Source organism: Rathayibacter agropyri (genome assembly GCF_013249015.1).
Lineage (GTDB): Bacteria > Actinomycetota > Actinomycetes > Actinomycetales > Microbacteriaceae > Rathayibacter > Rathayibacter agropyri.
In genome coordinates this window covers 1-26,941 of record NZ_JABRPL010000010.1, presented here as the reverse complement: position 1 = coordinate 26,941, position 26,941 = coordinate 1, and the positions used below count along the sequence as shown (strand labels likewise).

Genomic DNA, 26,941 nt, shown 5'->3' with positions numbered 1-26,941 from the left:
ACACCCCGATGACTGCGTTGTTGCATACGTCATCCAATCAGTTCAGGAGGACCGTCCGGAATCCCTGGGTCACCCCAGGCGCGGCAAGGCCTGCAGATCGCGCAGGTGCCTACGGATGGGCGCGGCAGTTCAGCGCTGCACCCCACCGAGGAGGGACTCCGCCAGCGACAGCGCGCCGCGCACACCCGACTCCTCCCCCAGCGCCGGGCGGACGACACGGACCGGACCGCCTCCCGTGCCCGTCGCACCGGGCGGGCCCATCAGGCGCCCCACTTCCGCCTGGACCGCGTCGATGAGGCCCGGCGTCTTCGATACTCCGCCGCCCATGACAGCCAGGCGCACACCCGTGACGTAGGCCAGCGTCGCGATGAGCTGCGCGAGGTAGTAGGAACTGAAGCGGAGATTCGCCGCCGCCGCTTCCGCCCCGAGGCTTGATCCGTCGACTCCCCACCTGGCGGCGATCGCGGGGCCCGCCACCAGGCCCTCGACGCAGTCGCCGTGGAACGGGCAGGTGCCCTCGAAGCGGTCCGCGGGGTGGCGGCGGGGCAACAGGTGCGCGACCTCGGGCCAGCCGCTCCCGGCGAGGAGGCGACCGCTGGAGATGACGCCCCCGCCGACTCCGGTGCCGACGGTGAGGTAGGCGAAATCGCCCACCCCCGCTCCCGCGCCCCACCGCGCCTCGCCGAGGGCGGCGCCGTTGACGTCGGTGACCAGGCCCGCGTGCGCGCCGGGAGCGGCGGCGATGATCGGGCCGAGGACATCCGCGCCCTCCCAGCCGAGCTTCGGTGTCGAGGTCAGATGGCCGTAGCCGGGGGAGCGCGGATCGATGTCGAGCGGCCCGAAGGAGGCGACGCCCACCGCGGCGACGTTCCCCTCTCTCCCGTGGCGCGTCACGAACGCGGCCAGGTCCGCGAGGGTCTCGGCGGGTCCGCGAGTGGGCAGTGTGGTCGTGGCGAGGATCCGCTCGGGCTCGTCCCGCGCTGCCACCGCGGCGAGCACCTTGGTACCCCCGGTCTCGATCCCGATGAGGAGGAGGCGGTCGGTGGTGACGCTCATGGTTCTCCGTGGGTGCGTGGCGGCCTCCTCCGCTCACCGAGCGCGCCTGTGCCGACAGCGTCAGCGGGCTGCCGAGCAGGAGGACCTGGTCGAGGTCGTGGCTCTGCATCTTCACACGAGAGCGGAGCGCCCTGCTAGCGCGCCACCGTCGGGGGAACCCCTGACCCGTCGAGGGAGCCGGATAGAACGGGTTCCCTTGACGGGCCGACCGGATGCTAATAGCTCGCGCGGGCAGGGGTGTAGGCGCATGATCTGTGCGTGCTATTGCGGGAATCGCGGGAATGCCGCGTGTCAGACTGGGCGGGAGCGTGCTCGCACCCCGCCCGCGGGGCACGGAGCCACTGGACCCGGTCCGCTCATCCGCATCCTTTCGCAGGAGGACTCGAATGACCGATACCGCTGTGCTTCCCGAGGCGCCAATCCGCACGCCCGTCGCCAAGTCGATCCTGATGTGCCGGCCCGAGCACTTCACCGTCGTCTACCGAATCAACCCGTGGATGGATCCGCAGGTCCCGACCGACACCGCGCTCGCGGTCCGGCAGTGGCAGACCCTCTACGACACGTACGCAGACCTCGGCTTCGCGATCGAGCTGATCGAGCCCGAGGCGGGCCTGCCGGACATGGTCTACGCCGCCAACGGCGGTTTCGTGATCGACGGCATTGCCTACGGTGCCTCCTTCACCTACCCGGAGCGCCAGCCAGAGGGACCCGCCTACATGGACTGGTTCCGCTCGGCTGGTTTCGACGTCCGCGTCCCCGAGGAGGTCAATGAGGGCGAGGGCGACTTCCTGCTCGTCGGAGAGCGGATCCTTGCCGGCACCGGCTTCCGCTCCGCCTCCGACTCGCACGCCGAAGTCGCCCGTGTCTTCGGCCGCGAGGTCGTCACACTCGAGCTGGTGAATCCGTCGTTCTATCACCTCGATACCGCGATAGCCGTGCTCGATGGCTCGACTATCGCCTACCTGCCTAGCGCGTTCAGCGAGGACGGCAACCGCACCCTTCGCGAGCTCTATCCCGACGCGATTCTGGTGTCGGAGGAGGACGCCTCGGTGCTCGGCCTCAACTCCTTCTCGGACGGCCTGAACGTGGTCATCGCCTCCCGAGCCACCGGCTTCGAGCGCCAGCTGCGCGAGCGCGGCTACAACCCGATCGGCGTTGACCTGTCCGAGCTGCTGCTCGGCGGCGGCGGCGTGAAGTGCTGCACGCTCGAGCTGCGGCGCTGACTCCACCCTCCACTGTCCAAAAGTTGTCGCACTCGGCGCCGAGTGCGACAACTTTTGGACAGTCGACCGTCCCAGGAGGACCGACATGAGCATCACCGACGCCGACACGGCAGCCTTCATCACCGCGGAGGAGGAGCACGCCGCCCACAACTACCACCCGCTGCCGGTCGTCGCCGCAACGGGCGAAGGCGCCTGGATCACCGACGTCGAGGGCCGCCGCTACCTCGACTGCCTCGCCGCCTACTCCGCCGTGAACTTCGGCCACTCGCACCCGGTGCTGCTGGAGGCAGCGCGCGCGCAGCTCGGCCGCATCACCCTCACCAGCCGCGCGTTCCACAACGACCGCCTCGGCCCATTCGTCACGGCGCTCGCCGAGCTCGCGGGCAAGGACATGGTCCTACCGATGAACACCGGCGCGGAGGCGGTCGAGTCGGGCATCAAGGTCGTCCGCGCCTGGGGCTACCGAGTCAAGGGCGTCGCGCCGGGCCGCGCGAACATCATCGTCGCGGCGGGCAACTTCCACGGCCGCACCACGACCATCATCTCTTTCAGCGACGACGACCAGGCGCGAGACGGCTTCGCTCCGTTCACGCCTGGCTTCCGCACGGTCCCCTTCGGCGACGCGGAGGCCCTTGAGGCCGCGATCGACGACGATACGGTGGCGGTGCTCCTCGAGCCCATCCAGGGCGAGGCGGGCATCGTCGTCCCGCCCGCCGACTACCTCCCGGCCGTGCGCGAGATCACTGCGCGCCGCAACGTCCTCTTCATCGCCGACGAGATCCAGTCAGGCCTTGGCCGCACCGGCGCGACCTTCGCGTGCGACCTGGTCGGAGTCGTCCCCGATGTCTACCTGCTCGGCAAGGCGCTCGGCGGTGGCATCGTGCCGGTTTCCGCCGTCGTCGCGAATGCCGACGTACTCGGGGTCCTGCAGCCCGGTCAGCACGGGTCGACCTTTGGTGGCAACCCGCTTGCCGCCGCTGTCGGACTAGCGGTCGTCGAGATGCTCGCCGCCGGTGAGTACCAAGCGATCGCCCGCGAGCGCGGCGCCCAGCTGCGCGCTCGACTCCAGGCGCTCATCGGCCGTGGAGTCGTCGCCGTCCGCGGCGCCGGGCTCTGGGCAGGCATCGACATCGATCCCGAACTCGCCTCGGGCCGCGAGGTCTGCGAGGCGCTGATGGCACACGGCATCCTCGCGAAGGACACGCACGGCTCGACCATCCGCTTGGCGCCCCCGCTGGTCGTCACGGCCGCCGAGATCGACTTCGCGGTCGACGAGCTGGAGGCTGTGCTCGCCTCCTTCCGCTGACCCACCCGCTGACGCCGCGCGAGATGCCACTTGAGTATCACGTTCGTCGGCGTGTCTCGTCCTCAAGAGGTATCTCGCGCGGCCGATCAGCGGAGGGTGGCGAGGATGAGGGGAGTGGCGTTCCGCCAGGCGCCGACAAGGGTCGACTCGCCCTCAAGGAACGGAGAATCGAGGACCCGCGCGAGGACGAGCGTCACGTCGTCCAGCTCGACGGTGGTCGTTCGGGAGTCGCTTCGGATGCTCATCGAGGCTGGCGGACGAACAGATCCGGCACTCGTCCCGCTGCCCCGCACCGTCACCGTCGGCGGACGCCGGATGCGCCGCCCGTCTTCCTCCGCGTACTGCTCGGCCTCCCCTGTGCCTGAGCGAATCGCCGAGACGAACGCCGTCACGGCGACCGGGTCACCCATCCCGTCATAGACCCAGCGCCGCCCGAGGACGGAATGCTCGGCCGTCGCGAGGAGCCACCCCTCTCCGCCCGGGAGCGGAGCGTCGCGATAAGTCAGCGGCACCTGGCGGGGCGGTTGACCGGGAGCTTGGACGATCAGGGTCTCGATACCCACCAGGCCCGCGGGGTCATCAAAACGGTAAGCGCCGAGCTGGGCGAAGCCGCCGGCGGAGCACCACGGCTGGGTCGGCGCCCACGCCTCCACGATCTCGAGCTTGCCGGGAGTAATCGTCGCACGGTGCAGCGTTGCCATCCACCGATGCTAGGCGGAGCGGAAGGCACCGATCCGTGATCGTCCTCGGTCGTGTGTCAGGAACCTCCGCAGGAGCGGCGTGACGGCGGGTCGTGTTCATAACTCAGGATGGATTGGATTCGAGCGCCGAAAATCCGCGGATCTGCGGGCGTGCCGGAGCGTTCATCCTGAGTTATGAACGCTCGGCGGGCGGCACCGGCCCTCGCGGAGTCGTGGAGGGTACTCATCGGCGAAGGCGGAGTTGCCCCTCGATTCCTGATTGATCGTCCCTCCACAGGCGAATACCCGTGAGGAAAGCGTGAGGATCCGCTTCTTCGCGGCTCGGGCGACCGTCACGTCGAGTAGAAACGACCAGTGACCTCTTCCGTCCTGCGCGGCGACCCCGATGCCCTCGAGTCGTCCCCCCTCTCCACCGCGCGTGCGGGAGGGCTGAAGGCGTGGCTGCTCGAGGGGCTGCGCGACGACTCCGGCGCCCACCCCGGGCCGCATGCGGCTACGGCGAAAACGCACTCATGGTGGCGGGTGATGTGCCTCACGGGCGTCGATTACTTCTCCACCCTCGGCTACCAACCCGCGATCGCGGCGCTCGCCGCAGGGCTCGTCTCGCCGCTCGCGACGATCGTGCTGGTCGTCCTGACCCTTCTCGGTGCCCTCCCCGTCTACCGGCGGGTCGCGCGCGAGAGCTTCCGCGGAGAGGGCTCGATCGCGATGCTCGAGCGCCTGCTGCCCTGGTGGGGTGGCAAGCTCTTCGTCCTCGTGCTGCTGGGTTTTGCGGCGACCGACTTCATGATCACGATTACCCTGTCGGCGGCCGATGCGACGGCGCACGCGGTCGAGAATCCGTTCGCTCCGGCCTGGTTCCACGGTGCGGAGGTGCCGCTCACGCTGGGCCTCATCGCGCTGCTGGGCATTGTGTTCCTCCGTGGCTTCCGCGAGGCGATTTCGATCGCGGTGGTGCTCGTGGCCGTGTTCCTCCTCCTCAATGCGATTGTGATCGCGGTCGCCATTGCCCACGTCGCCGAGAACCCGGTCGTGATCGGCGACTGGTGGTCGGCGCTGACGACGCAGCACGGCAATCCGCTGATCATGGTGGGGATCGCGCTGATCGTGTTTCCGAAGCTGGCGCTCGGGCTCTCGGGCTTCGAGACCGGAGTCGCGGTCATGCCGCAGATCCGCGGCGACGCAAGCGACACCGACGACGCGCCCGTCGGCCGCATCCGCGGGGCGAAGCGCCTGCTCATCACCGCCGCCGTGACCATGTCGGCGTTCCTCATCACGTCGAGCTTCGTGACGACGCTGCTCATCCCGCAGGCGCAGTTCCAGCCAGGAGGGGAGGCCAACGGTCGCGCGCTCGCCTACCTCGCGCACCAGTACCTCGGCGAGGGCTTCGGCACCGTCTACGACGTCGCGACGATCTGCATCCTCTGGTTCGCGGGCGCCTCTGCTCTCGCGGGCCTGCTCAACATCGTGCCGCGCTACCTGCCGCGCTATGGGATGGCTCCGCAGTGGGCCGCGGCTGTCCGCCCACTGGTGCTCGTTTTCACCGTCGTGGCCTTCGTTATCACCATCGTCTTCCGCGCTAATGTCGACGCGCAGGGCGGCGCCTATGCGACCGGTGTGCTGGTGCTCATCACCTCCGCCTCGGTAGCGGTGTTCCTCTCGGCCAAGCGCAAGAAGCAGCGCAAGCGCGCGATCGGCTTCGCGGTAATCGCGCTGGTGTTCGTTTATACGACGGTCGTTAACGTGGTCGAGCGGCCGGACGGCGTGCGGATCGCGGCGGTCTTTATCGTCGGCATCCTCGCCGTGTCGCTCATTTCGCGCGTGCATCGCTCGTTCCAGCTGCGCGCCACCTCGGTGACGTTCGACACCGCGGCGCTCGACTTTCTCACCACCGATGCCGACGACTACGGCGTGATCCGCATCCTCGCGAACGAGCCTGATGACGGCTCCGAGGCGGAGTACCGCGACAAGCTCGCCGAGGAGCAGCGCGACAGCAACCTGCCGATGCGCGGTCCCGTGCTCTTCCTCGAGGTGCACACCACCGACTCCTCCGACTTCGAGGAGGATCTGGTCGTGCAGGGTCGGGTCTGCCACGGCTTCCGGGTGCTCACGGTGACCAGTGGGAACATCCCGAACACCATCGCAACGGTGCTGCTCGAGATCCGCGACCTCACGGGGGTCATCCCCGACGTCTACTTCGAGTGGACCGAGGGTGGCCCCATTTCGAACATGTTCCGCTTCCTCATCACCGGCACCGGGGAGGTCGCGCCCGTCACCCGCGAGGTCTTGCGCCGCGCCGAGGCCCGGCGCGATCGCCGACCGGGCGTGCACGTGGGGTGATGCCGGGGTGTGCTGCGCGGGGTAGGTCCGCTGCGCTGCCGCGCCCGCCGAACGGCTTGTGGCGACAAGACCGAGTGCGTATGTGGTCGAGGTGCCAAAATCGGCCACATAATGTCGTTCGATTACGGGAGAACCATGCGGGTACAACGAATACTGGCGGTCACGGCGCTGGTAATTACTCTTGGGTGTGTAGCGCCACTGGCTTCTGCGCACGCAAGCGCGACTCCCAACGATCCGGTCGATCTCATCCAGTCATTGGCGAGCGATCTTGTGCTCCCTCCGTCCGAGAATGTGACTCTGAGTCACGGGGCCGGCTCCTCAGCGGTCGATGATGCGCCCGGCGGCAATATAGTGGTCACGTCTTCAGAGTATGACGCTTCCGTCGATGTGGCACTGAGTGCCACTGCGACGCAGAAACGGACTGACCGGGACGGCTACATCACCTATTCCTCGCCAGATGAGGCCTTTTCGACGGCCATACGGCCCACCGCAACTGGTGCGCAGATTTTCTTCTCGGCGGCGGGAGTGGAAGAACTCGACGACATGGATGTCTCCTTCCACGTGAAGAGTCATCTGCAGAACGAAGACGGGAGTCTGTATCTGTTCCTTGAAGACGGTCAGACCATCTTCGTAGAGAAGCCGTGGGCGAGGGACTCGTCGGGAGCGGATCTCGCGACCCACTTCGAGATCGCTGATGACAGCATTCGTCAGATCATCGACGAGCCATCCAGAGTCCAGTTCCCCCTGGTCGCAGATCCTGCCTGGAGCTACACGAGAGACTATGGAATCGGCACGACGACACCTGGAGTGGCAAAGAAAGTCCTGCACGGGTGTTTCAATTGCTACTTCCCCGTGCCAGGCGCGCCGAGGGACTTTCCCGCGCCTGGCGGTGACCTTCCTCTCTATCTAGCCACAATGAATTTGCACTGCACCTTCAACCAAGAGCGGACCGGGCCATTCCCCGATGAGCCAACCTACTCGTTCATGTTCGACGCGGCAGAGGGCCATGTGGACGGGATTGGTTCGCGAATCACGTTCGCCTTCTTCAAGAAGCCGGGCGAGGGGACGTATACTCTCAGTGTGTATGGGTACATCATCAATGACAATCCGGGTGGTTTGGGGAAGTCTCCATACCTTGTAGGGGCGACCGCTCAATGGGCAATATTCCAACATAATATGACCGACATTAGTATAATGAGCTGAATCGACAGGAGGAGCAGTGGTAAAGGCCTATCTTCGCTTTTGCGGACTCGGTGCCTTGACTGTCATTGTCGCCTTCGTCCTTGCGCCTTTTATTGGAGGCGTGCTCGCTTTCGGATATGTTTTCTATGTCCTCATCGCCGGAATTCTGCTTGTGCTGGTTCGGCTGACGCTCCGCCGCCGGGGTCATCAACTGATTGCGCGTCTTTCGCCCTGGATGCCGATGCTCTCGTGGGTCGTCTCAGTGATCGCATACACGTGGCTGGATGCTGTTGTCAGCGAAACGGTAGATCTCGCGCGAGTGCCGGGATTTGCGGAAATGTTTGCAATCTGGCCGGCGCTTCACCTTCTAGCCCTGATCTCGGTGTGGGGTCGACGGCGAAATCGCTCCTGATAGCGGTAAGACCCCCGAGTTCCCGCGAAAAAGTGGAAGACCGTAAAGAGCACGGTGTTCGACGCTGCGCGGGTGATGCTGCTCGCGATTGGGTAGATGACGATGCTCAGCATGAAGAGCGTGTTTGCTTACCGCGCTCATCGCTGCCGCTCGCGCGGATGGTGGCGGTTGAGTGTTCGTAACCGAGGCTGGCCGGCCGGATTCGGGCCGGAGAGGGACTGTCGGGTGCTCTCCACCTCGGTTACGTACACCGTCCGTGCCGGAGCGCCTACCGTGGAGCCATGATTGACGCGACGCCCGCCGCCACTCCGTCCTACGTCCTCAGCGAGGGTCCCGTCTGGGACCCGGACACCGGTCGCCTGACGTGGGTCGACATCGAGGCGGGCGCAGTCCTGACGGCGCCTCTCACCGCGGAGGGAATCGGCGCGATTTCGCGCATAGACGTCGGTGAGCAGGTCGGCTGCGCGTTGCCGCTCGGTGACGGACGAGTGGTGGTGGCGTTGACCCGTCGGCTCGCGATCCTCGAGGTCGACGGCTCGCTCAGCCGCAGCTCCGAGTTGCTGCCCGAGGGGCACCGCTTCAACGATGGCGCAGTCGATCCGCAGGGCCGCCTCGTCGTCGGCTCGCTGACGCTGGGAGAGTCGGCCGGCGATGACGTTCTCCTGCGCCTCGAGCACGACGGAGCCGTTACCGTGCTCGACGACGACCTGCAGCTTTCGAACGGGCTCGGCTGGTCGCCCGACGGCTCCGTCATGTACTCGGCCGACACCGAGGCGGGCGTGATCTATCGCCGTCCCTACCCTGACGGTGCGCACGGCACCCGTGAACCGTTCATCGAACTTGCGGAGGGCGTCTTCGCCGACGGGCTGACCGTCGATGCAGAAGGTCGCGTCTGGGTGGCGATGTGGGGAGGCGCTCGCGTGCAGGTCTTCGATGCGGACGGCCGGCTGGTCGAGGGCCAGGGCATCCGGATCGACGCGCCGCATGCCACGAGCATCGCCTTCGCCGGGGAGGAGCTGGACGTGGCGGTCGTCACCTCGGCGTCGCGCGACCTCTCGGCACACCAGCGAGCGGAGCATCCGTTCGCTGGGGGCCTGTGGATCGCCCGGCCCGCGACGCGAGGCCGTGCTGCGACCCGCTGGCTGGAGGGCCCGTTGCCGTGACGCGGGCTCGCTGGCGTGCGCGCGCCCCGCGAGCCCGCGGCCCCCGCGAAAGTCCAAAAGTTGTCGCACTCGACGCCGAGTGCGACAACTTTTGGACAGTGGCGGCGGGAAGCGGCCCGGTCCGCGGCCGGGAGGAGGGCTGGCACTCGACTGACGCCCACTCCGCCGGGGGAACCTTGGATGTTCAGGGGCCTCGAGCAACGGGGTCCCTCGACGGTGCGGGGTTCCCTGGAGGGGGTCAGCGCGCGTCGCGGGTACGGCGGGAGTTCTCGCGCTGGAGCGCCTCGACGAGCTCGGCCTTGGTCATCCGGGAGCGGCCGGAGACATCGAGGCGCTTCGCGAGGTCCATCAAGTGGGCCTTGGAGGCGTTCGCGTCGACTCCGCCCGCGGTGGAACCCGCTGTGTCACCAGCAGCGCGTTTGTCGGAGGGGCCGCTCTCGGCCTTGCGCTCCCAGTGGTCGCCGACCTTCTCGTACTCGTGCTTCAGTGCGGCGAAGGCGGTGCGGTGCGCCCGCTCGCCCTCCCCGTAGCTGTCGACCGCGGAATCGTGCGCGGCCGACCACAGCTTCTGCGCGTGCTCATCCGACCGCTTGATCGTCGACGGGACTTCTTCCTCGCGGGGCATCAACCGCCTCCTCTCGTCCCCCCGACGCTAACCGTCTTGACGCGAGAGGGGAGGGGCGAGTTAGCCAAGGAGGCGGGTGTGGAGGAAGTCGCTCGCGAAGCGGCCCGAAGGGTCCCACTCGGAGCGGAGGGCGCGCCAGTCGGCGAGGTGGGGGTAGAGCGGGGCGATCTCGGCCGCTTCGGCGAGGAAGTGCTTGCCCCAGTGCGGGCGGGCGCCGAGGGGGAGCAGCGCGCCCTCGACCGCGGGGAGGACGGCGTCGACTCCGACGCGGTCCTTCGCAAACGTGAAGTGCACGCCGACGCTGTCGCGGCCCTGCGCGGGTGAGAGCCACTGGTCGTCGCCCGCCATCGTGCGCAGCTCCGTGATGAGCAGCACGTCGTCGATCCGCTCGCCGATCGCGCGCAGCGCCACGATGGCCTCGCGGATGTTCGTCCGCGGCACCAGGTATTCGCTCTGGATCTCGTCCCCCGCGCTCGGCTCACGGTCGAGACGGAAGTGCGGGAGGCGCTCGGACCACGGCCCGACCAAGCCGCCGAACGGATTGAGATTCGAGTCAGCTCCCTCCGAGACGGCGAACAGGCTCGCGGAGGCGGCGACGGCACCCAGGTGCGTCGCGTCCACGTCGGCGACGGAGCCGGCGGCAACCTTTGTCTTCAGCCACAGCTGCTCGACGGTCGGGCTCGACCAGTGCGTCATCAGGCTCACGCTGTAGCCGGAGGAGGTGATCGCGTCGAAGTCGTCGAGCACGCGGTCCCAGGGCAGGTCGACGAAGGCGTCCTGGCGGACGTCGAACGTCGGTTGGATATCGAGGGTCACCCGCGTGACGATGCCGAAGGCGCCGAGCCCGACGACGACGCCCTCAAAACCCGGTTCCCCGCGGCGGATGGTGCGCAGCGAGCCGTCGGCGGTGACGAGTTCGAGGGCCGAGACGGCGGAGGAGAGGTTTGCGTTGCGGTCGCCCGAGCCGTGGGTGCCGGTCGAGATGGCGCCGGCGACCGAGATGTGCGGGAGCGAGCCCATGTTATGCAGCGCGTAGCCGTTGCTGTGCAGGTGCGAGGCGACGATGCCGTAGCGAGTGGCGCCTGAAACGGTGATGGTGTTCGCCTCGGCGTCGATCACCGGGTCGAACTCGAGGCGGCCGAGATGCAGGAGGGCGCCGGGGGTGTCGGGTAGCGCGTTAAAGGAGTGGCGGGTGCCGAGCGCGCGGACGCGGTCGTTCTCGCGGACGAGGCGCTGCACCTCCTCGATCGACTCCGGCTCGAGGATGTCGGCGGCGCGGTACTCGTAGGTGCCCGCCCAGTTGCTCCGTGAGGTCATGCGCTCATTCTGCCGGAGGAAGCGACGGGTTTGTTGTTGAGGGCAACGAATTGGGGGCGGGAGCCGCTGCCCGGATAGCCGGGGTGCCGAGCGTGAGACGCCACCGCCGCGCCTGCCGAGGTGCTCGGCCGCGTGAGACCGTCAGATGGTCCCTTCGAAACTCTCGTACGCTGACCGTCATGGCTTGCGCAGCGTCGATCCGCTCCGCTGTGGGAACAGGGCGCATCGCCGTCGGCGTGCTCTCGATCTCGGCGGTCGCGTACGCCTACAGCCTGAACATCGCCGCCGGAGACCCGAACCCGTTCGACTACTTTGGTTACTTCACGAACCAGACCAGCCTCTTCGCGAGTGTGACGCTGATCATCGCCGGAGCGTTCGCGCGTGCCCGGCGCCCGGCTCCCACCTGGCTGAGCCACCTCCGCGGTGTTGCGACGGCCTACCTGATCGTCGTGGCAGTGATCTACAACACCCTCGTGCCCGGCACTGGCACCGCGCCGCCGTGGGTGAGCACCCTGCTGCACGTCGTCCTCCCCGTGCTCGCCGTCCTGGACTGGGCGCTCCTGAACGACCGGAGCTCGCTCTCGTGGCGTCGACTCTGGATCGTCCTGCCCTATCCGCTCCTCTGGCTCGTTGTCGTCCTCGTCCGTGGAGTGACCGATGGGTGGGTGCCGTACGGCTTCCTGCTCCCCGAGAACGGGGCGGCGTCGCTCGTCCTCCACGTTCTGGGTCTCATCTGCGTGGTGCTCGTCGCGGGAGCGATCGTCTGGGGGATGAGCAGAGGGGGCCGGCGCGCTGGCGCCGTCGACTCGGATCGAGGGCTGGAGCTTCCCGCCGAGTTGTGACGCCGCGCGCGTCTCCGCTTCTCGGGGCGCCCTACCCGGACGACGGCGGGGCGGTCTCCGGCAGGCGATCGTTCGGTGCGACCGACGTCCAGGATGCGCACGTCACCGGGCGTCGGTGGTCGTCACGGCGTCGTTCCGCGAGAGGAGAGGTGCCCCCACCGTGAAAGCTCCGACGTAGAGAAGCAGGGCGAGAGCGAGTGCTGCGATGAGGTTCGCCGACCCGCTCCCGGGTGCACCGGTGACGAGAACCACGATTCCGGCGCCCACCTGGACGAGACCGCCGGTGGCGAATCCGACCAGCGGGATAACTATGAGACCGAGGGCGGCGACCATCGCGGCGAGCCCCGACAGCGGCGGAATCCAGCGCCGTGGGATGCGCCTGACATGCCCGAGGAGCCAGGCGACAGCGAAGGCGGCGAGACCGACGAGCACTCCTTCGACCAGGGCGGACGGAACGAGGTAGAGCGCGAAGAACGCGGCCGTTCCCGCCGGGTCCCGCCCGATCCCTTCGCGGTCCTGGCTCTGAGCGGCTACGGCATACACCATGATCAGGTGAAGGACGGTGAGGACCGAGGTCGCCACCAGACCGACTGCGACGAAGGGGAGGGGCGTCCACCGGTTGAGCACTGTCATGTGCAGAGTCTGACGTGACCGGACGGCGACCGGTTCCAGGCGCTACCCGGGCGCTTTCTCGTCGGGCGCTGTCGTCCCGATTTCGCTGCGGAGAGGCGCCGTCTCCGTGTTCTCGCGCAGTTCTGCGCGTGGCTGGCGGATCTCGTCAGCAAGATCTCGCACCTGCTCGTGAATGCGCGATTCGGAGTACTCATCGTGTTGGGTGACTCGCTCGACGATGTACGAGGCCAGAGTCGCGGTGACCACACCGATTAGCGCGATGCCACCCAGCATGATGCCGGCCGCGATGAACCTTCCCGTTCCGGTCACGGGATAGAGGTCTCCGTACCCGACTGTGGTGATTGTGACGAACGCCCACCACAGAGCTTGGGGAAAAGTCGTGATGAGAGCTCCGGGTGACTCGCGCTCAGCGTCGAGCATCGCCAAGGAAGCGACAAAGAGGAGAAGCGCAGTGCTTGACGCGGCAAAGAGAATGACCCGGCCTCGAAACGCGGCGCCCGCACGGCGCTGCAGGATCGACACCAGGGTCACCAAACGAAGGAGTCGGAGCGGTCGGAGGATGGGCAGCGCCACCACGATGAAGTCGAACAGGTGCGTGATAAACCAGCGCCCTCGTCGTTCGGCGAGGAGCAGAGTGATCAGGTAGTCCAGGACGAAGAGCACCCACGTGAGGGTGATCACGGCCTCGGCTAGTGCAGCGGCTGTCCCGGTGAGGTGGCCCAGGACTTCCCAGGCGTACGCGATCAGGAAGATTACCGCGGCCATTGTCAAAGGCCACTCTGTTGTCTTTTGCCAGCGCTTCTGTTTCACGGTATGACCATATAGGTCTCCTGATCCTCAGTCCGGAAGTTCTGCCGCCGACGGTAGGAGGCTGGGCAGCGCCGGATTCGACGTAGATCCGATCGTGCGCGCTGACCGGCACGGGTCGCTCATTGTTCCAGGCCATCGCTTCCGATGGCCTGCTCCGGCAGAGGGAGCCACTGCTCCGCCTGCGATGGACGTGCGCCGAGCTCCCAGTGATGCGCGGCGACCGTGCTTGTCCTTTCTCTGCTGCCGCCTCGATCGCGTTCAACGCCTTACGCACGAGCCCCGGCGACACGTCCCGGGTCTGCGTGAGAACCACGCGATGCTTGCCGTTGCGCGACCACACCTCGTGGTCGCCCTTCCCCTGACGGGACGCGAAATCCGCAGCCCTGACGCAGGCCGTGTCAGGAGGCGATCTGAGCGACCCGCTGATGGGAGAGCTGCACCAGGACCGCCGCGTCACGAACGGAGATCCCTTGCTCACGGATCCCGACGACGGCGTCGTGCTGCAGCCGCTCGTACGCGCTGCGGGTCTGCACCAGAGCCTCACGAGCCTGGAGCATCTCTGTCAGTGCAGTCGCGACGCTCTCGGGGAACGCGTGGGAGTAGTCCCACGTCAACGAGATCTCTTCTTCGTCGACATCCGCGAGGCCGGAGATCAAGTCCCGAACCTCGCCGTCGATATCAGCGAGGGCGCGCGTCTCCGTCGCACCGCCCGGCAGTCCCTCAACCTCCGCGACCCAGAACGGCTTCTCTCGGGTCACCGTCACGTGATAGTTCATTTGTCTAGCCATCCCTTCCCGAAGATCTCTTCCAGCGCCGCTTCGTTGGATCGGGTCACCGTCTGCGACATCTGCCCGGAGTGCCCGGTCAGCGCCGCCCGAGCCAGCTGGTTGCCGTTCTCGTCAACTACCACCCAGATCGTGTGCGACCCCTTGCCGCGCTTGGGCGACTGCTCAACGGACCAACCGTGTTGGCGCGCGTTCTTCCGGATCGCTTTCAACACCTGCATCGCCGTCCGCGTCCCGTTCACCAGATGGTAAGTCTATGCCGCTAGACACACAACTGTCTAGCGGCATAGACAAGCCTGCCGCACTCGACTCACTCATCCGGCCAGGTCGCGAGCGGCGGGACGGGGATGAAACGGGCCGGCTCTCTCCTCGGGCAACTACCCACTGGAGCGAACTCGCCACGGTGCACGCCTCCTGATATCCCGAGATGGCGACGACGTGTTATCGACGTCCGCTCGCGCCACCGGCTTCACCGTGCGAAGAAGACCATCGTGGTGATCGACGGCACGCCAAAGATCGTGCGCCACGACGCCCCTCGCGTATCGGATGGATGGCCTCAGTGCATGCTCAGCCCCGAGGCGCTGTCACTGCGGCGCGGGGAGGACGATGGTGCTGCTCACGCCGAGCCGTTCAGCAACCGGTGTCAGCTGTGACTCCAAGGGCCGCCCGACGACGACGTGATCCCACGCGAGAAGTGCTCGAAGAAGGAGTGCTGTCGCCACCTTCAACCATCCCGCGGCAGAACCGTGCGACGCGTACGGGATGAACGCCACCTGCAACGCTGCGTCGGGTTGCTCTCCTGTGTACAGATCGACCACTCCGGCCCCGGCGTGCGAGAGATTCGACGCAAGTCGGTAGAGGAGGTACATCTCGTCGGAGCCGGTGACAGCTCTCGCGCGCTGCTCGAACGGCCATCCCGATCCGTGCGCGGAATACTCATACATCTGCGCCGACGCCTTCGCGAGGAGGTCGGCAGCGGTGTCGCCGCTCGGGTCGCGGTTGAGGATCCCGCCCATGACGGTCTTCCGGTTTTTCGCCCCGTCGAGCATCAGCCCCTTCCACCCCTCCGGGTTGATCAGAAGCCAATGCGCAGTGATCGCGTCTTCCATCAGCGTCCGGATGACCGGAACGGCCGGCGCAGGCTGCTTGGCGTTGTAGAGCGTGAGCGTCGCTCGTCCGCAGTCGACAGCGTGAGCAACAAGACCACGAACAGCAACCGGCACATGGCCGCTGTGCAAAAGCCGGATCTGGACGGTCGGCGTGTCAGCCTGCGCGTCCCATATCGCGATGAGCTCTGCGAGGGTCGCCCGATAGTCCACCGACGGCGTGGAGGGCGACGTCGGACCGGTCGCCCGCTCCTTCTTGCGCCGATTGCGGCCCGTGCTCATTTCAAATTCCCGTCGGCTCCGCGGTTGGCAGTGGGAGGGTGACGTCGACGGCACGCGCCTCCGTCACTGCCGCCCGGTCGACGGCGCGGTAGACAGTCGAGCGGGTCACGTCGAACTGCTGAGCCAACTCCGCCACGGTGTAGTTGCCGGAGCGGTACTCCGCGACCAAGTACGCCTCGATCTTCGGAGAGAGCTTGGGCTGGCGGCCGCGCAGCTTTCCCTTCGCCTTCGCGATCTGCATCCCCTCCCGGGTTCGAGCGCGGATGAGGTCCCCCTCGAACTCCGCGATCACGTTGAACAGCAGCCGGCCCATCGGGTCGGTCGGGTCGTGCAGCGACCCGCCGATGTTCAACCGCATTCCCCTGCGCGTCAGCTCGTCCACGATGTCGTGCGCATCCGTGATCGACCGCGCGAGCCGGTCGAGCTTCGTCACGAACAGCGTCGAACCGGTGTCGCACGCGGCAAGGGCCTCGCGCAGCGCAGGCCGCTCGCGGTTCGACACGGTGCGGCCGGCATCAACGTAGATGCGATCCGCCGGCACACCTGCCGCGAGCAGCGCTTCGCGCTGCGCCTGGGCGTCCTGCTTGTCGGTCGAGGCTCGCGCGTATCCGATCAGCTCAGCCACTCGACCAGTATCCCGTTTTACGCCCCCCTACCGAACAAATCACCGGACGGGTCTAACGGGACACTCCGAGCCGCGGAATCTCGCGGCTCGTTGCGCTCTGCGGGCGTGTACCGGTAAACGATTCGCATACGGGACGATCGCTGCACCTGGGTTGCGCGTGTCTGGCACGCCCCTTGTTGTCGATGCGTCACTATGAAGCCTGAAAGATTAGACAGGGGCCGTAAGTGAACCAACCGACCTTGACGCCGGCAGATGCCGCCACAGCGGTTGCGGGGACGACTTCGACGTTCCTCGGTGCGGGCACGTTCGGGGAAACCTGGCGTGTCGACGGCGTCTCGATTGACGGCAGACCTCGGTCGGTGGCCGTAAAGTTTCTGCAACCACGCAACTTCCACCCTGGCTTGGTGGCGCGGGAGGTAGCGGGCCTGACAGACATGTCGAGCCACCGTATTATGGGGTTGCACGAGGTTCGTACGGTCACCATCGCCGGCGCCAACTTCACAGCGTTGATCTGCGAGTACTTGCCCGGCGGCAGCGTGCAGGACAATCTCGCTGCCGATGGCGTTCCGGGGCAGGTGGACGCTCTTGCATTCGCCGTCGAACTGCTACATGCAGTGAAGCAGCTGCACACAGCTGATCGGGTTCATCGTGATCTGAAGCCCGAGAACATCATGCTTCGCAATGGAAACTGGGACAGCCCTGTTTTGATCGACTTAGGCCTGTCTAAAGCAGCGACGGAGACGACGATGACGCGGTACCCGCAACGGATCGGGTCGTTGCTGTTTATGGCCCCGGAGCAGTTGCGCGGCGAGCGAGCCCGGAAGAGCTCTGACCTATGGGCATGCGGTGTAATTCTGTTCATCGTCCTGACCGGCGAGCATCCCTATATCACCTCCGTCGCAGGCAAGATGGAAGACGAGGTTGCGGAAGAGATCACCGGGCCCCCTCGGGCGCTTCCCGCGCATGTCCCCGACGCCCTCCGCGAGGTCGTCCTCCGACTGCTGAGCGAGGACGCATTCGAACGCGGCACCGCGAAACGTGCCCTGAAGGATCTGCGAAAGGCCTTTAAGTGACCGACCAGCCCACCACCGCGTCCATCAACCGCATACTCCGCGGAAAGGTTCCTACCTTCATTGCCCAGCGCAGCGCACGGCACATGCACCGCCTCCCGGAGGTGTTCGACGCTCTCATCGGCGAGCACGGGAAGAAGCTTGGCGTCGGGACAGCGATGAAGATGTGGGGGAACACGGAAACAGCCATTGATTCTTACTTCTCCTCCGTCGATACCGTGCCGTTGCGGATCGCGGACCCCGTGCTGTTCCGCCACCCGCTCTCCATCTGGGAGGGTATGGAAACAACTTCGCTGGTGCGGAAAGACCCTACGTTCGCGTTCTACAATGCCCTTCCCAATGCAGTCGATCCGGCATGGATTCATGACGTCATCCACGCCCAATACCGAGTGGGCGCCACCGTGGCGCTCTCTGCTACGGGATGGGTTGGCACGACCAATGCCGCAGCGGCGCTGGATCAGGCAATGTTGATCGTGCAGGAGAGTCGAACAGTCGTGGGCGACGGTGCCATGTTCGTCAATTTGACGATGGACAAAGAGTGGCTGATCAACCGGGAGCTTCGGAACCTACTGCTCCGCGAAATCGTTGAGTCGAACGAGCAGCACTGGTACCTGCGGTTCTGGTGGCCGGAGTCGGCAAACTCCTACGGCCAGCTCGCCGATCCGGACATCCTCCGCGGGTATCGCACCCTCGCCACAACCGCCGCGGTTGAGGACAAAAAGCTCTTCCTCGCCAATTCGTCCCTCACTGGGTGGTTGATGGGGGCCTTCGGTGCGACCGGTTTCTCCACCGGCGCGTCGGCGACTGATCAAACCTTTGCACGGGTTCGACGCATGGGCCGCCGGCCCGGGCAGACGCCCCCGAAAGAAATTGCCCGGATTTTTGACCGGTTCTTGCTGCACACCATGGACGCCACCGTATTCGACCGCCTTCGGGCGCTTCCGGGGCACCGCGACTTTCGGACCCGGTTCCTGGACGAGATCGACGCGGACGGGCACTCCAAACCGGTCGCCGGACTGCACTACCTCAACGCTGTCGGTAACCTGCAAGCCAAGATGCGTGCCGCAGACCGTGCCGTTGTCGCGCACCGCGCGATCGACCGCGGACTGAGGTGGGTGGACGGACTAGCGCAGGTGGACAAACCTGCTGGGGCGAACAGTCCTATCCATCTCCCCATCTGGCAAACAATTCGCTGACAGTAGCAGGGTGCCGAGCACCAAATCGGTGGGAATGGGCTAGCGGCCGAAGTTCAGTCGTTGGGGCTGCTCGTCGGGGGGAACCAGCCAAAAACGGGCGATACCTGTCCAGAGCGTTCCCCCCGCACCCAGAGGGCGTGACTGCGTTCAGCGAGAAGTTCACGGCCAACGGCGGTGGCGCGGCGGGGAAGCACCCGATGTGGGCGCGCGATGACGCGGTGATTATTCGTATCTGCGTTGACCAGGATGACCCCGACTCCGCGCTGCGCGATCGCCTCAACCTGATTCTGCATGCGTCCTCCAGCACTTTCGTCGAGGGCGATATACGCGGCGTCGGCTGAGTGGAACTGGTCACGAGCCTGATTAAACGCACGGAACCAGTCCCGCAGTTTTGCCTCAACAGTGACCACGCGTCGTCCGACCGGCTGCGTGCCTGAACGCAGCGCGACGTCATTAGCGTGCATCTGCACCCACCCGAGCTGTTCCAGCATTGGCAATGCCGAGCGTCGCAAGTACTCCAGCGGCAATCCCGTCGCCCGTGCCAACTCACCGCGATCGAGGCTCCCGCTTCGGCGCAGGAACTGCACGATGCGCACTTCCCGGTCGCTACTGAGCGGCTGCACCGCATACGCAGCGCGCCCCTCGAGTGCGAGCGGGTCGAAACGAACCATTACGAGATCCGGCACGCCGCGCGCCGCAGGAACTTCCCGGAACGTGAAAACGTCAGGATCTCCGCGTCGGAACACGGAGTGAGCGACAACGGGGGCGAGCGCGTTGACGAGATCGGCTTCGTAGCGGAAACTGCTTGCCGTCAGCATCACCTTGGGCGGGGTCGTTACAGCATCGGTCATCGTGCGCGGCTTTGTTGACGCCCCGGTGCCGTCAGTTCAGGCTGTATGACGGACATGGTCCCACCATAGGTGACGACTCCATCGGCCTCGCGTCGATCTGCGAGCGGGCCGCCACCGTCCCCGATAACTGACCGCATGTCAGTTCTGGGGCTGATGCCGATTCGGGTTGCACGTTGCGGCGTAGCCGGACGCTCGGTGTCCCGCTGATCGATCCCCAAACGGGACAACTCACGAAGCCGTAACGGCCATCGAAGCCTCACCCCGTGGCTTCCGCTTCCTGCTCGAGGGGCGGTTCCCAGCGGCGGGCGTATCGCCCCATGGGCTGGAGGGAGCGGAGGAGCTCCACACCGCGCGCGGAGAGGTGATAGGAGATGCTGACGGGGGTGGTGGGTTCGACAGTACGGTCGACGAGTCCGGCGGCTTCGAGTTCACGGAGTCGGACGCTGAGCATGCGACCGGAGAGCCCCTGTACACGGCGTTCGATCTCGGTGTACCGCTCGGCGCCCATGCCGAGGGCGAGGAGGATCCCGCTGGACCAGCGCCTGCCGACGATCTCCATGACGTCGGCGATCCTGCGGCATTCCTCGTCATCGATCCGCAGAGGCTTGCGGGCAGGTTCTGCATTGGCGTTTTCTGCACTGTCGTTTTCTGCACTGTCGTTTTCTGCACTGTCGTTTTCTGCACTGGCGTTGCTCACGTACGAAAAGTAAGCGGGTTACGCGCAGTTTGTCAAGGACGAACAGTGTCTGGATGCTGGACACGTGCCCGATTACCTCCACCCGCTCCGTTTCGGCAGCTTCATCACTCCGATCGCGTCTGCCCCTCAGCAGCCAGTCGATCTCGCCCTGCTCAGCGAGGAGCTGGGCCTGGATCTCGTCACGTTTCAGGACCACCCGTATCAGGCGGTGTTTCAGGACACGTGGACGCTGTTGTCCTGGGTTGCCGCGAAGACGTCGCGCATTCACGTCTCGGGGAATGTGCTGAACCTCCCGCTGCGGCAGCCCGCCGTGCTGGCGCGGGCGATGGCGAGCCTGGACCAGCTCAGCGGCGGCAGGGCCGAGCTGGGAATCGGCACGGGCGGGTACTTCGATGCGATGGCGACGATGGGCGCGCCGCTCCTCACCCCTGCTGAGGCGGTGACCGGCTTGGATGAGGCGCTGGACATCATCCGGGGTATCTGGGACACCAGCGACCGGTCGCCGTTGCACGTGGAAGGGAAGTATCACCGGGTGGCGGGCGCTGCTCGAGGACCGGCTCCGGCGCATGAGATCCCGATCTGGGTGGGTGCGTACAAGCCGCGAATGCAGCGCATCCTGGGACGCAAAGGGGACGGCTGGCTGCCGAGCCTGCCGTGGATGAAGCCGGGCGATATCGAACGCGGCAACCGGATCATCGACGATTCCGCCCGCAAGGCCGGCCGTGACCCGCAGGCTGTGACTCGGCTGATGAATGTGACTCCGCAGTATGACGCGGAGGACATGGCCGAGCTTGCGGTCGAGCACGGGATCAGCGTCTTCATCATGGGTTCGGATGACCCGCGGGAGATCCGCAAGTTCGCTACTCAGACGGCCCCGTACATCCGCGACCGGGTCGATAAGGCCCGCCGCACCACGGTCGCCCCCGCTGCTCCCCCTGCGGCGAGGGCGTTCCGGGACGACCCGATTCCCGACGCGCTCACCGCCCGCGCGCTGATGCCCGGCGATCGCGGCTACAACCGGTACACATCCGGGTACTTCAGAGGCGCCAGCCCCGGATTGGTGATCCGCCCTGAGTCTCCGACGGAGGTGCAGGAAGCGGTGCGATTCGCCGCCCGCCATCAGGACCTCCCCCTCGGCCTGTTCAGCGGAGGGCACGGACTTTCGGGACGGTCGCTGAACAACGGCGGCATCGTCATCGCCCTCGACGCCCTGAACGGGATCGAGATCAGCGACGGAACCCAGGTACGGGTGGGTCCCGGCGCCCGCTGGGGCGAGGTCGCGAAGGCGCTCTCCCCGCACAACCTCGCGATCACCGCCGGCGACTACGGCGGCGTCGGTGTCGGCGGGCTGGCCACCACGGCAGGGATCGGATGGTTCGCTCGCGAGCGAGGCCTCACCATCGACTACCTTCGCTCGGTGGACATCGTCACCGCAGACGGCGAACTCGTCCACGCGAGCGAGTCGGAGAACCCAGGCTTGTTCTGGGCAGTGCGGGGCGCGGGAGCGAACTTCGGCGTCGTGGTCTCGTTCGAGTTCGAGGCGCACCCGGTCGCCGAGCAAGTCGGCTTCGCGATGCTCGTCTTCGTTCCCGACGACATCACCGCGTTCCTCGAAGGATGGGGTCTGACGATCGAGAACGCCCACCCCACCGTGACCGGGACGATCATGATCAGCCCCGCCGGGCCTGGCACACCGACAGCGGTGCAGGCGCTGATCGTCGTCGACGAGCACGACCCCGACACGGTCGTGGAGCGACTGCAACCCTTCGCCCAGCTCGCGCCGATGGCGAACCAGTCCGTCCAGATGGTCCCCTACGCGGCGCTCCTCGAAATCCCCGCCGGCGGCGAGCAACAGCACGGGCACGGCGAACCCCACGGGCACTCGGGCCTGGCCCGCCACCTCGACCACGAGGTGGCCGTGAAGCTTACGGAACTTCTGTCGTCCCGGTCCTCGTTCATCCTGGCCATCCGCTCCGCCGGAGGCGCGGTCGGAAACGTCTCGGCTGATGCGACGGCCTACGGATGGCGGGACGCGAACTTCCTTATCGCGATGCTCGGCGGCGGCACGGACGAGGTCGAACAGAGATGGGCGAACCTCGTCCCGACCCTGGAAGGCATGTACATCAGCTTCGAGATCGACACCGGCCCCGAAATCCTTTCCCGAGCGTTCCCGCCCGCACACCTGACCCGGCTGCGTCGGTTGAAGGCAGCGTGGGACCCGACCGGCCTGTTCCGTGACAACTTCTCCATCGCACCCGACCCAGCGCGCCCCTAGCGCAACAATCCTCGACCAGACGCAGGCCGCTCGTCGTCCATCCATCTGGTGTCCCTTAAATGACAATCACAGGAGTTGATTACTTTGTCTTTGCTTCGCGTCGACGCATCCATCCGCCACGACGGCTCCGCAAGCCGTGCTCTCGCGGACACCACCGAAGCCCAATGGCTCCATGACACCGCCGATACCCGAGTGGTGCGCCGCGACATCGGCACCACCCCGCTGCCCAGCGACGCCTGGGCGCAGACGCTCGCAGCCGGCGCCACTTCGAAAGAGGACCGCACCCGCGACCAGCGGGAAGCACTCGACCTTGCTTCGGTGCTGGTGGATGAGCTTGCAGAAGCGGACGCCTACCTGTTCGCTGTGCCGCTCTACAACTTCGGCGTCTCACAGCACTTCAAGACCTACGCCGATCTCGTCATCGCCGATCTCCGTATGAGCCCGGGATTCAGTCCGGTCACCGCGGGGAAGCGCGGCGTGCTCGTCACGGTCCAGGGCGGCAACTACTCCCCAGGCACGCCGAAGGAGGGATGGGATCACGCAACTGCGTGGATGCGACGGATTCTCGAAGACGTGTGGCAGATCGATCTGGACGTCGTGACTCGTGAGTTCACCCTCGTCGGCGTCAACCCGGCGTTGGACGCGTTCGCCGATATGGCGGAGCAGATCAAGACCACTGCCGAAGAGAACGCGCAGCGCGCCGGCCGGCGGCTCGCTCAACGACAGGTCGAGACAGCAAGCCATTGACCGCGTTTCTTCGAGCTCCTCAACGCCCCTTATGACCGCTCCTTGGCTCACACAACGACGCGAGGGGGGGCGTCCCGCTGCCCGATTTCCTTAAGGGACGCTTTCGCCCGGCTTGCGTCGGGTGTGCGGGCGACCTCGAGCATCGTACGAGCTCATCGTCGAACGAGTCAACGCTGGCATCGCCGCCGCTCGGGCGAACGGGACCCGCTTCGGCAGGCCCCTCTCCGATCCGGTCGTGGTCGCGGACAAGCTCGCGGTCGCCGCCGATGCGCGCGCCCGAGGCCGCACCGCCGAGGACGCTACTCGCCTCGTCGGGTGGAATCGCGCGACGCTCTACCACCCACCCGCGACTTGCTGAGGGGTGTCCCGCTGAACGATCGCTCACCGGTCGCGCGGGCGGCTACGGGCAACGGTAACGTTCCGCGAAGCCGGTGGCGGTGAAGCTCGCGCCGTCGATCATGGCTCCGACCTTCGGGCAGATATCTGCGCGGTGTGAGGTTGGTTGTGGGACGCAGCCGTAGTCCTGATCGGGCTGGTCGAGGATGCGCAGCTCGCCCGTCTCGCCGGGCGCCAGTCGCAGGTCCGACCATGAGCACGACCAGTTCAAGTCGGCGCCGGTGTCGTTGGTGATGCTGACATAGTGCGAGGGGCCGTGCACTCCGAACAGCTGGTCACCTACCCACAGACCTGCCGCTGTCAACGCAGCGAGGACGGCGAGGATGATCGCCAGCCTCCTTAACCGCTGCCGGCGGCTCGGCCGGATTCGGTCATCTGCCGCCAGGCCGCTTGCGTCCCAGCTGTCGAGGCGCTCAACCACGGAGTACTCCCTTCCCAATGCAGTCGCGAGAATCGCCGTGTATCGGCGATCCCGTTCCTTCGAGCTTGTCCACAGGAGAACAGTAAGGGTGCCGTGACCGTCGCGGCGAGAAGGTACGGCTCGGGATCGAACCCGTCCCGATGGAGGATCCCCTTCCGGAACGACTCGATCCGTATGTCCGACCCCGCTAACGGGCGGGTGGAGGACGGACCCCATCAACTTCCAGCTGGGGAGCGCTCAGCTGGGCGCGCGCGGTCTACCGGCGTCGTCGCGAGAGTGTCCATCCCGCGAAGGCCAGCCCGGCGACGATGAGGACGATGAGGCCGACCAGAATAATCACCGGGGTGGAGGACATAATTGCGAACATTCGCATTCCTCGAGGCTTATGCAAAATTGGTTTCTTTCTGGACGAAGAAGATGAGTCCGCGGACGGCGTTGAAGGCATCTTAGAAGGTGTGCAGTGGTCGCCTGTAGTCGGGGTGGAATATTCGCCAGGTTGTGATGTTAGCGATTGTTCTCTCGATCATGTATCGGTGGGTGTTCACGAAGCGATTGTGTTGTTTCGCGTGATCTGGCAGATGTTTTTGGCCTGGTTGCTTTTTTATCGGTGTGACCATTCCGGTGCCTTGGTAGTCTTTTTAGACCGTACCCGTTTTGGTGGACTCGGGGGTGCGTTGCTGGGGTTCTCGAGCTGTAGGAGACTACTTTTATGGGTTCCACCCGACGAAGCTTCACGAGGAATACAAGCGCGACGCGATCGCGCTCATTAGTGACGGCGGCTACACCGTCGCTGAAGTCGCGAGACAGATTGATGTGAGCGAGACCAGTATCAGAAATTTGCCAGGCGCAAATTTCGGGCCGGCCTGAGGCGGCGTGTCGGCGACGCTGGCGTCGGCTCGCAAACGGTCGTTTACGAGATGGGTGAGTGTTTGCGAAGCCGGTGGAAGCATGTCCGAACCGTGTTAGCAGTCAAATTTCAGGAGCGGGCAATATCCCCCGTGTTACCTAAATCAGGATACTCGTGCGGTGCACGCTGGGCGATACGGCTCTTGACGATGCTGAGCGCTCCCGCGTAGGCCGAGACGAGAACGGGTCGTTGCCCGCCAAAAACAAGCAGGGCGGGCCGAGGTGATATCGACAATTTCGAAATGTGGGTGGAAAACATGGATACGTCATATGAACAGGTAAAAAAGACTCTTTACATCGGGGCGGGGGTGACCGCGGCGGGCCTGCTAGCAGGAGTCGTCTTCGTTCCCTTGCTGGTGTTCGCCGCGGCGACGTTCATTGCTACCGCGGTCGTCGCAGCCGTAATCAGCAGTCGTGGCACCCACCGGTGGGCGTGGACCTGGATGGCAGGCATTGCGTCGGTGGTGTGGGTATCCAGCGCGATCTGCGCCATTGATGTGTGGGGGCAAGCGTTCGATCTTAGTGACGCCAATCAGCCCGTGCCCCGAGCGTTAAGCATCGCATTGATGGTGGCGTTCTCTCTCAGTGTCGCCGGGTTCATCGTCGTTGTGCTCAGCGCTGTCATGTCCCTTCTTCGTGCGCGGCGTCTGGACCCGCGTACCCGTGTCCGATCCACCACCCCTCTTGCAGGAGCATGACGATGACCACACCTAGCCGTCACTTTGTCTTGATCACCGCCACCCTTGGCGCCGCCGCCGCGCTCGTTCTTGGCGGCGGCCTCTGCGGAGTATCCGCCGCGGAAACATCCGCACCGGATCCCGTCGCCGTCCTCGCCGCCGCGTCCCCGGAAGCTCTGGCCAACACGGCCGCTTCGTCCGCCTCGCTTGCACAAGGTTCGGCACAGAAGCTCGCCACGAGCGGCACACTTGTCATCGTCCTCGACGCGGACAGCGCTACTCCGGTCACGATCGCTGCCCCGTTCGGCGACACGGCTAGCCTGCGTTCCACAGATCAGGCGGGTGAGGCCGCGTACGACAACGGCAACCACACCTCCACCGTCGTTGTCACCCACACAGACGGCTCCGTCGCTTTCAACACCGTCATCTGGGACTCCACTGCCCCCTCCTCCTACAGCTACACCCTCGACCTGGCGGACGGGTCCACCCTGCACCAGAACAGCAGTGGCACCATCAGCATCCTGGACGCCGCCGGCAGCTGGACCGGCGGCGTCAAACCCGCCTGGGCTCGGGACGCGAATGGTCGCCCCATCCCCACCCGATACGAGATCACCGGCAGTGTCCTCGCTCAGACCGTTGACCTTTCCCAACCCGGTATCGCCTTCCCGGTGGTCGCGGACCCCTGGTTCGGCAGTGACCTCATCGACCACGTCACCTGGGTCCCCGGGGACCCGCAATGGGGACCCACCGCGCAGGTGTATCCCACCGACTACGGGCGTGATCAACTTGCCGTCGGACCCGAAGCGAACGAAGCCGCCTGGGGCGAAGCCCTAGAAAAAGGCGATCGATCCCGACTGGACCACAACAACCTCCACGACCAATTCAGTTGCCACTTCCTCGGTCGCGGCACCACCGCCGGCAAAGAAAGCTGGAACCTCGACAGCAACCGACCTGACGTCGGACTCGCCGCCACCATCGCAGCATCCTGCAATCCCCAAGGTGGTGAAGACTAGCCAACAAAGACCATTAGAGGGGGCCGGGAACTCGCTTTCCCAGCCCCCTCTAATGGTCTCACTCAACTGACCAGATCCTAGCGTCCCGCAACAGCGAGACCTCTTTTCAAGAGAACATAATCACGTACGCTGCGTCAACTCTGTTTTCGCGGCTTTTCTTTTCCTTTCTTGACAATCACCGATGCTACTAGTGCGAGTGCGCCAAAGTAAGAGCGTTATTCATAAGGTTGTTTACCAGCCGAGTCGATAAAGTTCGAGGCGGGTGACCGTACGAATGAGGTTGG

27 protein-coding genes and 1 pseudogene are annotated in these 26,941 nt (G+C 65.7%); 15 read left to right on the top strand and 13 right to left on the bottom strand.

Annotation, left to right across the window (positions count from 1 at the left end):
• Positions 1 to 129 precede the first annotated feature (129 nt).
• Positions 130 to 1,056: an ROK family protein gene (locus HRF29_RS14270; RefSeq protein WP_173249515.1), complete on the bottom strand. Its 927-nt coding sequence runs from the start codon at positions 1,054 to 1,056 to the stop codon at positions 130 to 132.
• Positions 1,057 to 1,442: 386 nt separating this feature from the next.
• Between HRF29_RS14270 and ddaH the strand changes: the two genes are divergently transcribed.
• Both ddaH and rocD read left to right on the top strand, forming a co-directional pair.
• Positions 1,443 to 2,279, top strand: coding sequence for a dimethylargininase (ddaH, locus tag HRF29_RS14265; RefSeq protein WP_173249514.1), 837 nt, complete (start codon positions 1,443 to 1,445; stop codon positions 2,277 to 2,279).
• A gap of 85 nt (positions 2,280 to 2,364) precedes the next feature.
• Positions 2,365 to 3,585: an ornithine--oxo-acid transaminase gene (gene rocD / locus HRF29_RS14260; RefSeq protein ID WP_173249513.1), complete on the top strand. Its 1,221-nt coding sequence runs from the start codon at positions 2,365 to 2,367 to the stop codon at positions 3,583 to 3,585.
• An 86-nt stretch (positions 3,586 to 3,671) separates the two neighbouring features.
• On the opposite strand, the gene HRF29_RS14255 is transcribed toward rocD, so the two are convergent.
• On the bottom strand, positions 3,672 to 4,286 hold the full coding sequence (locus tag HRF29_RS14255) for a maltokinase N-terminal cap-like domain-containing protein (RefSeq protein WP_173249512.1): 615 nt from the start codon (positions 4,284 to 4,286) through the stop codon (positions 3,672 to 3,674).
• Positions 4,287 to 4,715: 429 nt separating this feature from the next.
• Here HRF29_RS14255 and HRF29_RS14250 point away from each other — a divergent pair, with 429 nt between their 5' ends.
• The 4 genes from HRF29_RS14250 (at position 4,716) to HRF29_RS14235 (ending at position 9,383) form a co-directional block, all read left to right on the top strand.
• Positions 4,716 to 6,626 carry an amino acid permease gene (locus HRF29_RS14250; protein WP_343043760.1) on the top strand — a complete coding sequence of 637 codons (1,911 nt, stop codon included), beginning with the start codon at positions 4,716 to 4,718 and terminating at the stop codon, positions 6,624 to 6,626.
• Between the two features lie 111 nt (positions 6,627 to 6,737).
• A complete protein-coding gene (locus HRF29_RS14245) occupies positions 6,738 to 7,829 on the top strand; it encodes a hypothetical protein (RefSeq protein ID WP_173249511.1) in 1,092 nt (363 codons plus the stop codon).
• Between the two features lie 16 nt (positions 7,830 to 7,845).
• Positions 7,846 to 8,220 carry a hypothetical protein gene (locus HRF29_RS14240; RefSeq protein ID WP_173249510.1) on the top strand — a complete coding sequence of 125 codons (375 nt, stop codon included), beginning with the start codon at positions 7,846 to 7,848 and terminating at the stop codon, positions 8,218 to 8,220.
• A gap of 281 nt (positions 8,221 to 8,501) precedes the next feature.
• On the top strand, positions 8,502 to 9,383 hold the full coding sequence (locus tag HRF29_RS14235; protein WP_173249509.1) for an SMP-30/gluconolactonase/LRE family protein: 882 nt from the start codon (positions 8,502 to 8,504) through the stop codon (positions 9,381 to 9,383).
• 238 nt (positions 9,384 to 9,621) lie between these two features.
• Here the strand turns inward: HRF29_RS14235 and HRF29_RS14230 are convergent, their stop codons facing one another.
• Positions 9,622 to 10,008 (bottom strand): ChaB family protein, encoded by a 387-nt coding sequence (locus HRF29_RS14230; RefSeq protein ID WP_173249508.1) that lies wholly within the window; start codon positions 10,006 to 10,008, stop codon positions 9,622 to 9,624.
• Positions 10,009 to 10,068: 60 nt separating this feature from the next.
• Positions 10,069 to 11,325 (bottom strand): D-arabinono-1,4-lactone oxidase, encoded by a 1,257-nt coding sequence (locus tag HRF29_RS14225; protein WP_173249507.1) that lies wholly within the window; start codon positions 11,323 to 11,325, stop codon positions 10,069 to 10,071.
• Positions 11,326 to 11,504: 179 nt separating this feature from the next.
• Between HRF29_RS14225 and HRF29_RS14220 the strand changes: the two genes are divergently transcribed.
• Positions 11,505 to 12,167 carry a Pr6Pr family membrane protein gene (locus HRF29_RS14220; protein WP_173249506.1) on the top strand — a complete coding sequence of 221 codons (663 nt, stop codon included), beginning with the start codon at positions 11,505 to 11,507 and terminating at the stop codon, positions 12,165 to 12,167.
• A 102-nt stretch (positions 12,168 to 12,269) separates the two neighbouring features.
• Here HRF29_RS14220 and HRF29_RS14215 read toward each other — a convergent pair whose 3' ends face one another.
• The 6 genes from HRF29_RS14215 to HRF29_RS14190 all read right to left on the bottom strand — a co-directional run bounded on the left by HRF29_RS14215 (position 12,270) and on the right by HRF29_RS14190 (position 16,408).
• The gene (locus HRF29_RS14215) at positions 12,270 to 12,800 is read right to left on the bottom strand and encodes a hypothetical protein (protein ID WP_173249505.1); all 531 of its coding nucleotides are present in this window, start codon (positions 12,798 to 12,800) and stop codon (positions 12,270 to 12,272) included.
• Positions 12,801 to 12,842: 42 nt separating this feature from the next.
• Positions 12,843 to 13,610 (bottom strand): ion channel, encoded by a 768-nt coding sequence (locus HRF29_RS14210; RefSeq protein WP_173249504.1) that lies wholly within the window; start codon positions 13,608 to 13,610, stop codon positions 12,843 to 12,845.
• Between the two features lie 398 nt (positions 13,611 to 14,008).
• Positions 14,009 to 14,374 (bottom strand): hypothetical protein, encoded by a 366-nt coding sequence (locus HRF29_RS14205; protein ID WP_173249503.1) that lies wholly within the window; start codon positions 14,372 to 14,374, stop codon positions 14,009 to 14,011.
• An 8-nt stretch (positions 14,375 to 14,382) separates the two neighbouring features.
• Positions 14,383 to 14,637, bottom strand: a complete 255-nt coding sequence (locus tag HRF29_RS14200; RefSeq protein ID WP_173249502.1) for a hypothetical protein — start codon at positions 14,635 to 14,637, stop codon at positions 14,383 to 14,385.
• 342 nt (positions 14,638 to 14,979) lie between these two features.
• Positions 14,980 to 15,783 carry a DUF5677 domain-containing protein gene (locus HRF29_RS14195; protein WP_173249501.1) on the bottom strand — a complete coding sequence of 268 codons (804 nt, stop codon included), beginning with the start codon at positions 15,781 to 15,783 and terminating at the stop codon, positions 14,980 to 14,982.
• Between the two features lies 1 nt (position 15,784).
• Positions 15,785 to 16,408: a recombinase family protein gene (locus HRF29_RS14190; protein WP_173249500.1), complete on the bottom strand. Its 624-nt coding sequence runs from the start codon at positions 16,406 to 16,408 to the stop codon at positions 15,785 to 15,787.
• 224 nt (positions 16,409 to 16,632) lie between these two features.
• Here HRF29_RS14190 and HRF29_RS14185 point away from each other — a divergent pair, with 224 nt between their 5' ends.
• Positions 16,633 to 17,481: a protein kinase domain-containing protein gene (locus HRF29_RS14185; protein ID WP_173249499.1), complete on the top strand. Its 849-nt coding sequence runs from the start codon at positions 16,633 to 16,635 to the stop codon at positions 17,479 to 17,481.
• Complete coding sequence (locus HRF29_RS14180; RefSeq protein ID WP_173249498.1) at positions 17,478 to 18,674, top strand: hypothetical protein; 1,197 nt, start codon at positions 17,478 to 17,480, stop codon at positions 18,672 to 18,674. Before HRF29_RS14185 ends, HRF29_RS14180 begins: the two co-directional genes overlap by 4 nt.
• A gap of 53 nt (positions 18,675 to 18,727) precedes the next feature.
• Here HRF29_RS14180 and HRF29_RS14175 read toward each other — a convergent pair whose 3' ends face one another.
• Both HRF29_RS14175 and HRF29_RS14170 read right to left on the bottom strand, forming a co-directional pair.
• Positions 18,728 to 19,525: a hypothetical protein gene (locus HRF29_RS14175; protein ID WP_173249497.1), complete on the bottom strand. Its 798-nt coding sequence runs from the start codon at positions 19,523 to 19,525 to the stop codon at positions 18,728 to 18,730.
• Positions 19,526 to 19,781: 256 nt separating this feature from the next.
• Entirely contained in the window at positions 19,782 to 20,222 is a 441-nt protein-coding gene (locus HRF29_RS14170) for a winged helix-turn-helix transcriptional regulator (protein WP_343043759.1), read from the bottom strand.
• 64 nt (positions 20,223 to 20,286) lie between these two features.
• Here HRF29_RS14170 and HRF29_RS14165 point away from each other — a divergent pair, with 64 nt between their 5' ends.
• From HRF29_RS14165 to HRF29_RS15050, 3 genes and pseudogenes are all read left to right on the top strand, one after another.
• Positions 20,287 to 22,497: an LLM class flavin-dependent oxidoreductase gene (locus HRF29_RS14165; RefSeq protein ID WP_173249496.1), complete on the top strand. Its 2,211-nt coding sequence runs from the start codon at positions 20,287 to 20,289 to the stop codon at positions 22,495 to 22,497.
• Between the two features lie 90 nt (positions 22,498 to 22,587).
• Complete coding sequence (locus HRF29_RS14160) at positions 22,588 to 23,244, top strand: FMN-dependent NADH-azoreductase (protein WP_343043758.1); 657 nt, start codon at positions 22,588 to 22,590, stop codon at positions 23,242 to 23,244.
• Between the two features lie 148 nt (positions 23,245 to 23,392).
• A pseudogene (locus HRF29_RS15050) lies at positions 23,393 to 23,602 on the top strand (recombinase family protein); the annotation flags it as partial.
• Positions 23,603 to 23,644: 42 nt separating this feature from the next.
• On the opposite strand, the gene HRF29_RS14155 reads toward HRF29_RS15050, so the two are convergent.
• On the bottom strand, positions 23,645 to 24,061 hold the full coding sequence (locus HRF29_RS14155) for a hypothetical protein (protein ID WP_173249494.1): 417 nt from the start codon (positions 24,059 to 24,061) through the stop codon (positions 23,645 to 23,647).
• A 657-nt stretch (positions 24,062 to 24,718) separates the two neighbouring features.
• Here HRF29_RS14155 and HRF29_RS15560 point away from each other — a divergent pair.
• The 3 genes from HRF29_RS15560 to HRF29_RS14145 all read left to right on the top strand — a co-directional run bounded on the left by HRF29_RS15560 (position 24,719) and on the right by HRF29_RS14145 (position 26,657).
• Positions 24,719 to 24,928 (top strand): transposase, encoded by a 210-nt coding sequence (locus HRF29_RS15560; RefSeq protein ID WP_222929662.1) that lies wholly within the window; start codon positions 24,719 to 24,721, stop codon positions 24,926 to 24,928.
• A gap of 287 nt (positions 24,929 to 25,215) precedes the next feature.
• The gene (locus tag HRF29_RS14150) at positions 25,216 to 25,665 is read left to right on the top strand and encodes a hypothetical protein (protein ID WP_173249493.1); all 450 of its coding nucleotides are present in this window, start codon (positions 25,216 to 25,218) and stop codon (positions 25,663 to 25,665) included.
• The gene (locus HRF29_RS14145; RefSeq protein WP_173249492.1) at positions 25,662 to 26,657 is read left to right on the top strand and encodes a DUF2599 domain-containing protein; all 996 of its coding nucleotides are present in this window, start codon (positions 25,662 to 25,664) and stop codon (positions 26,655 to 26,657) included. The genes HRF29_RS14150 and HRF29_RS14145 overlap by 4 nt, the downstream gene beginning before the upstream one ends.
• The last annotated feature ends 284 nt before the right edge of the window (positions 26,658 to 26,941 follow it).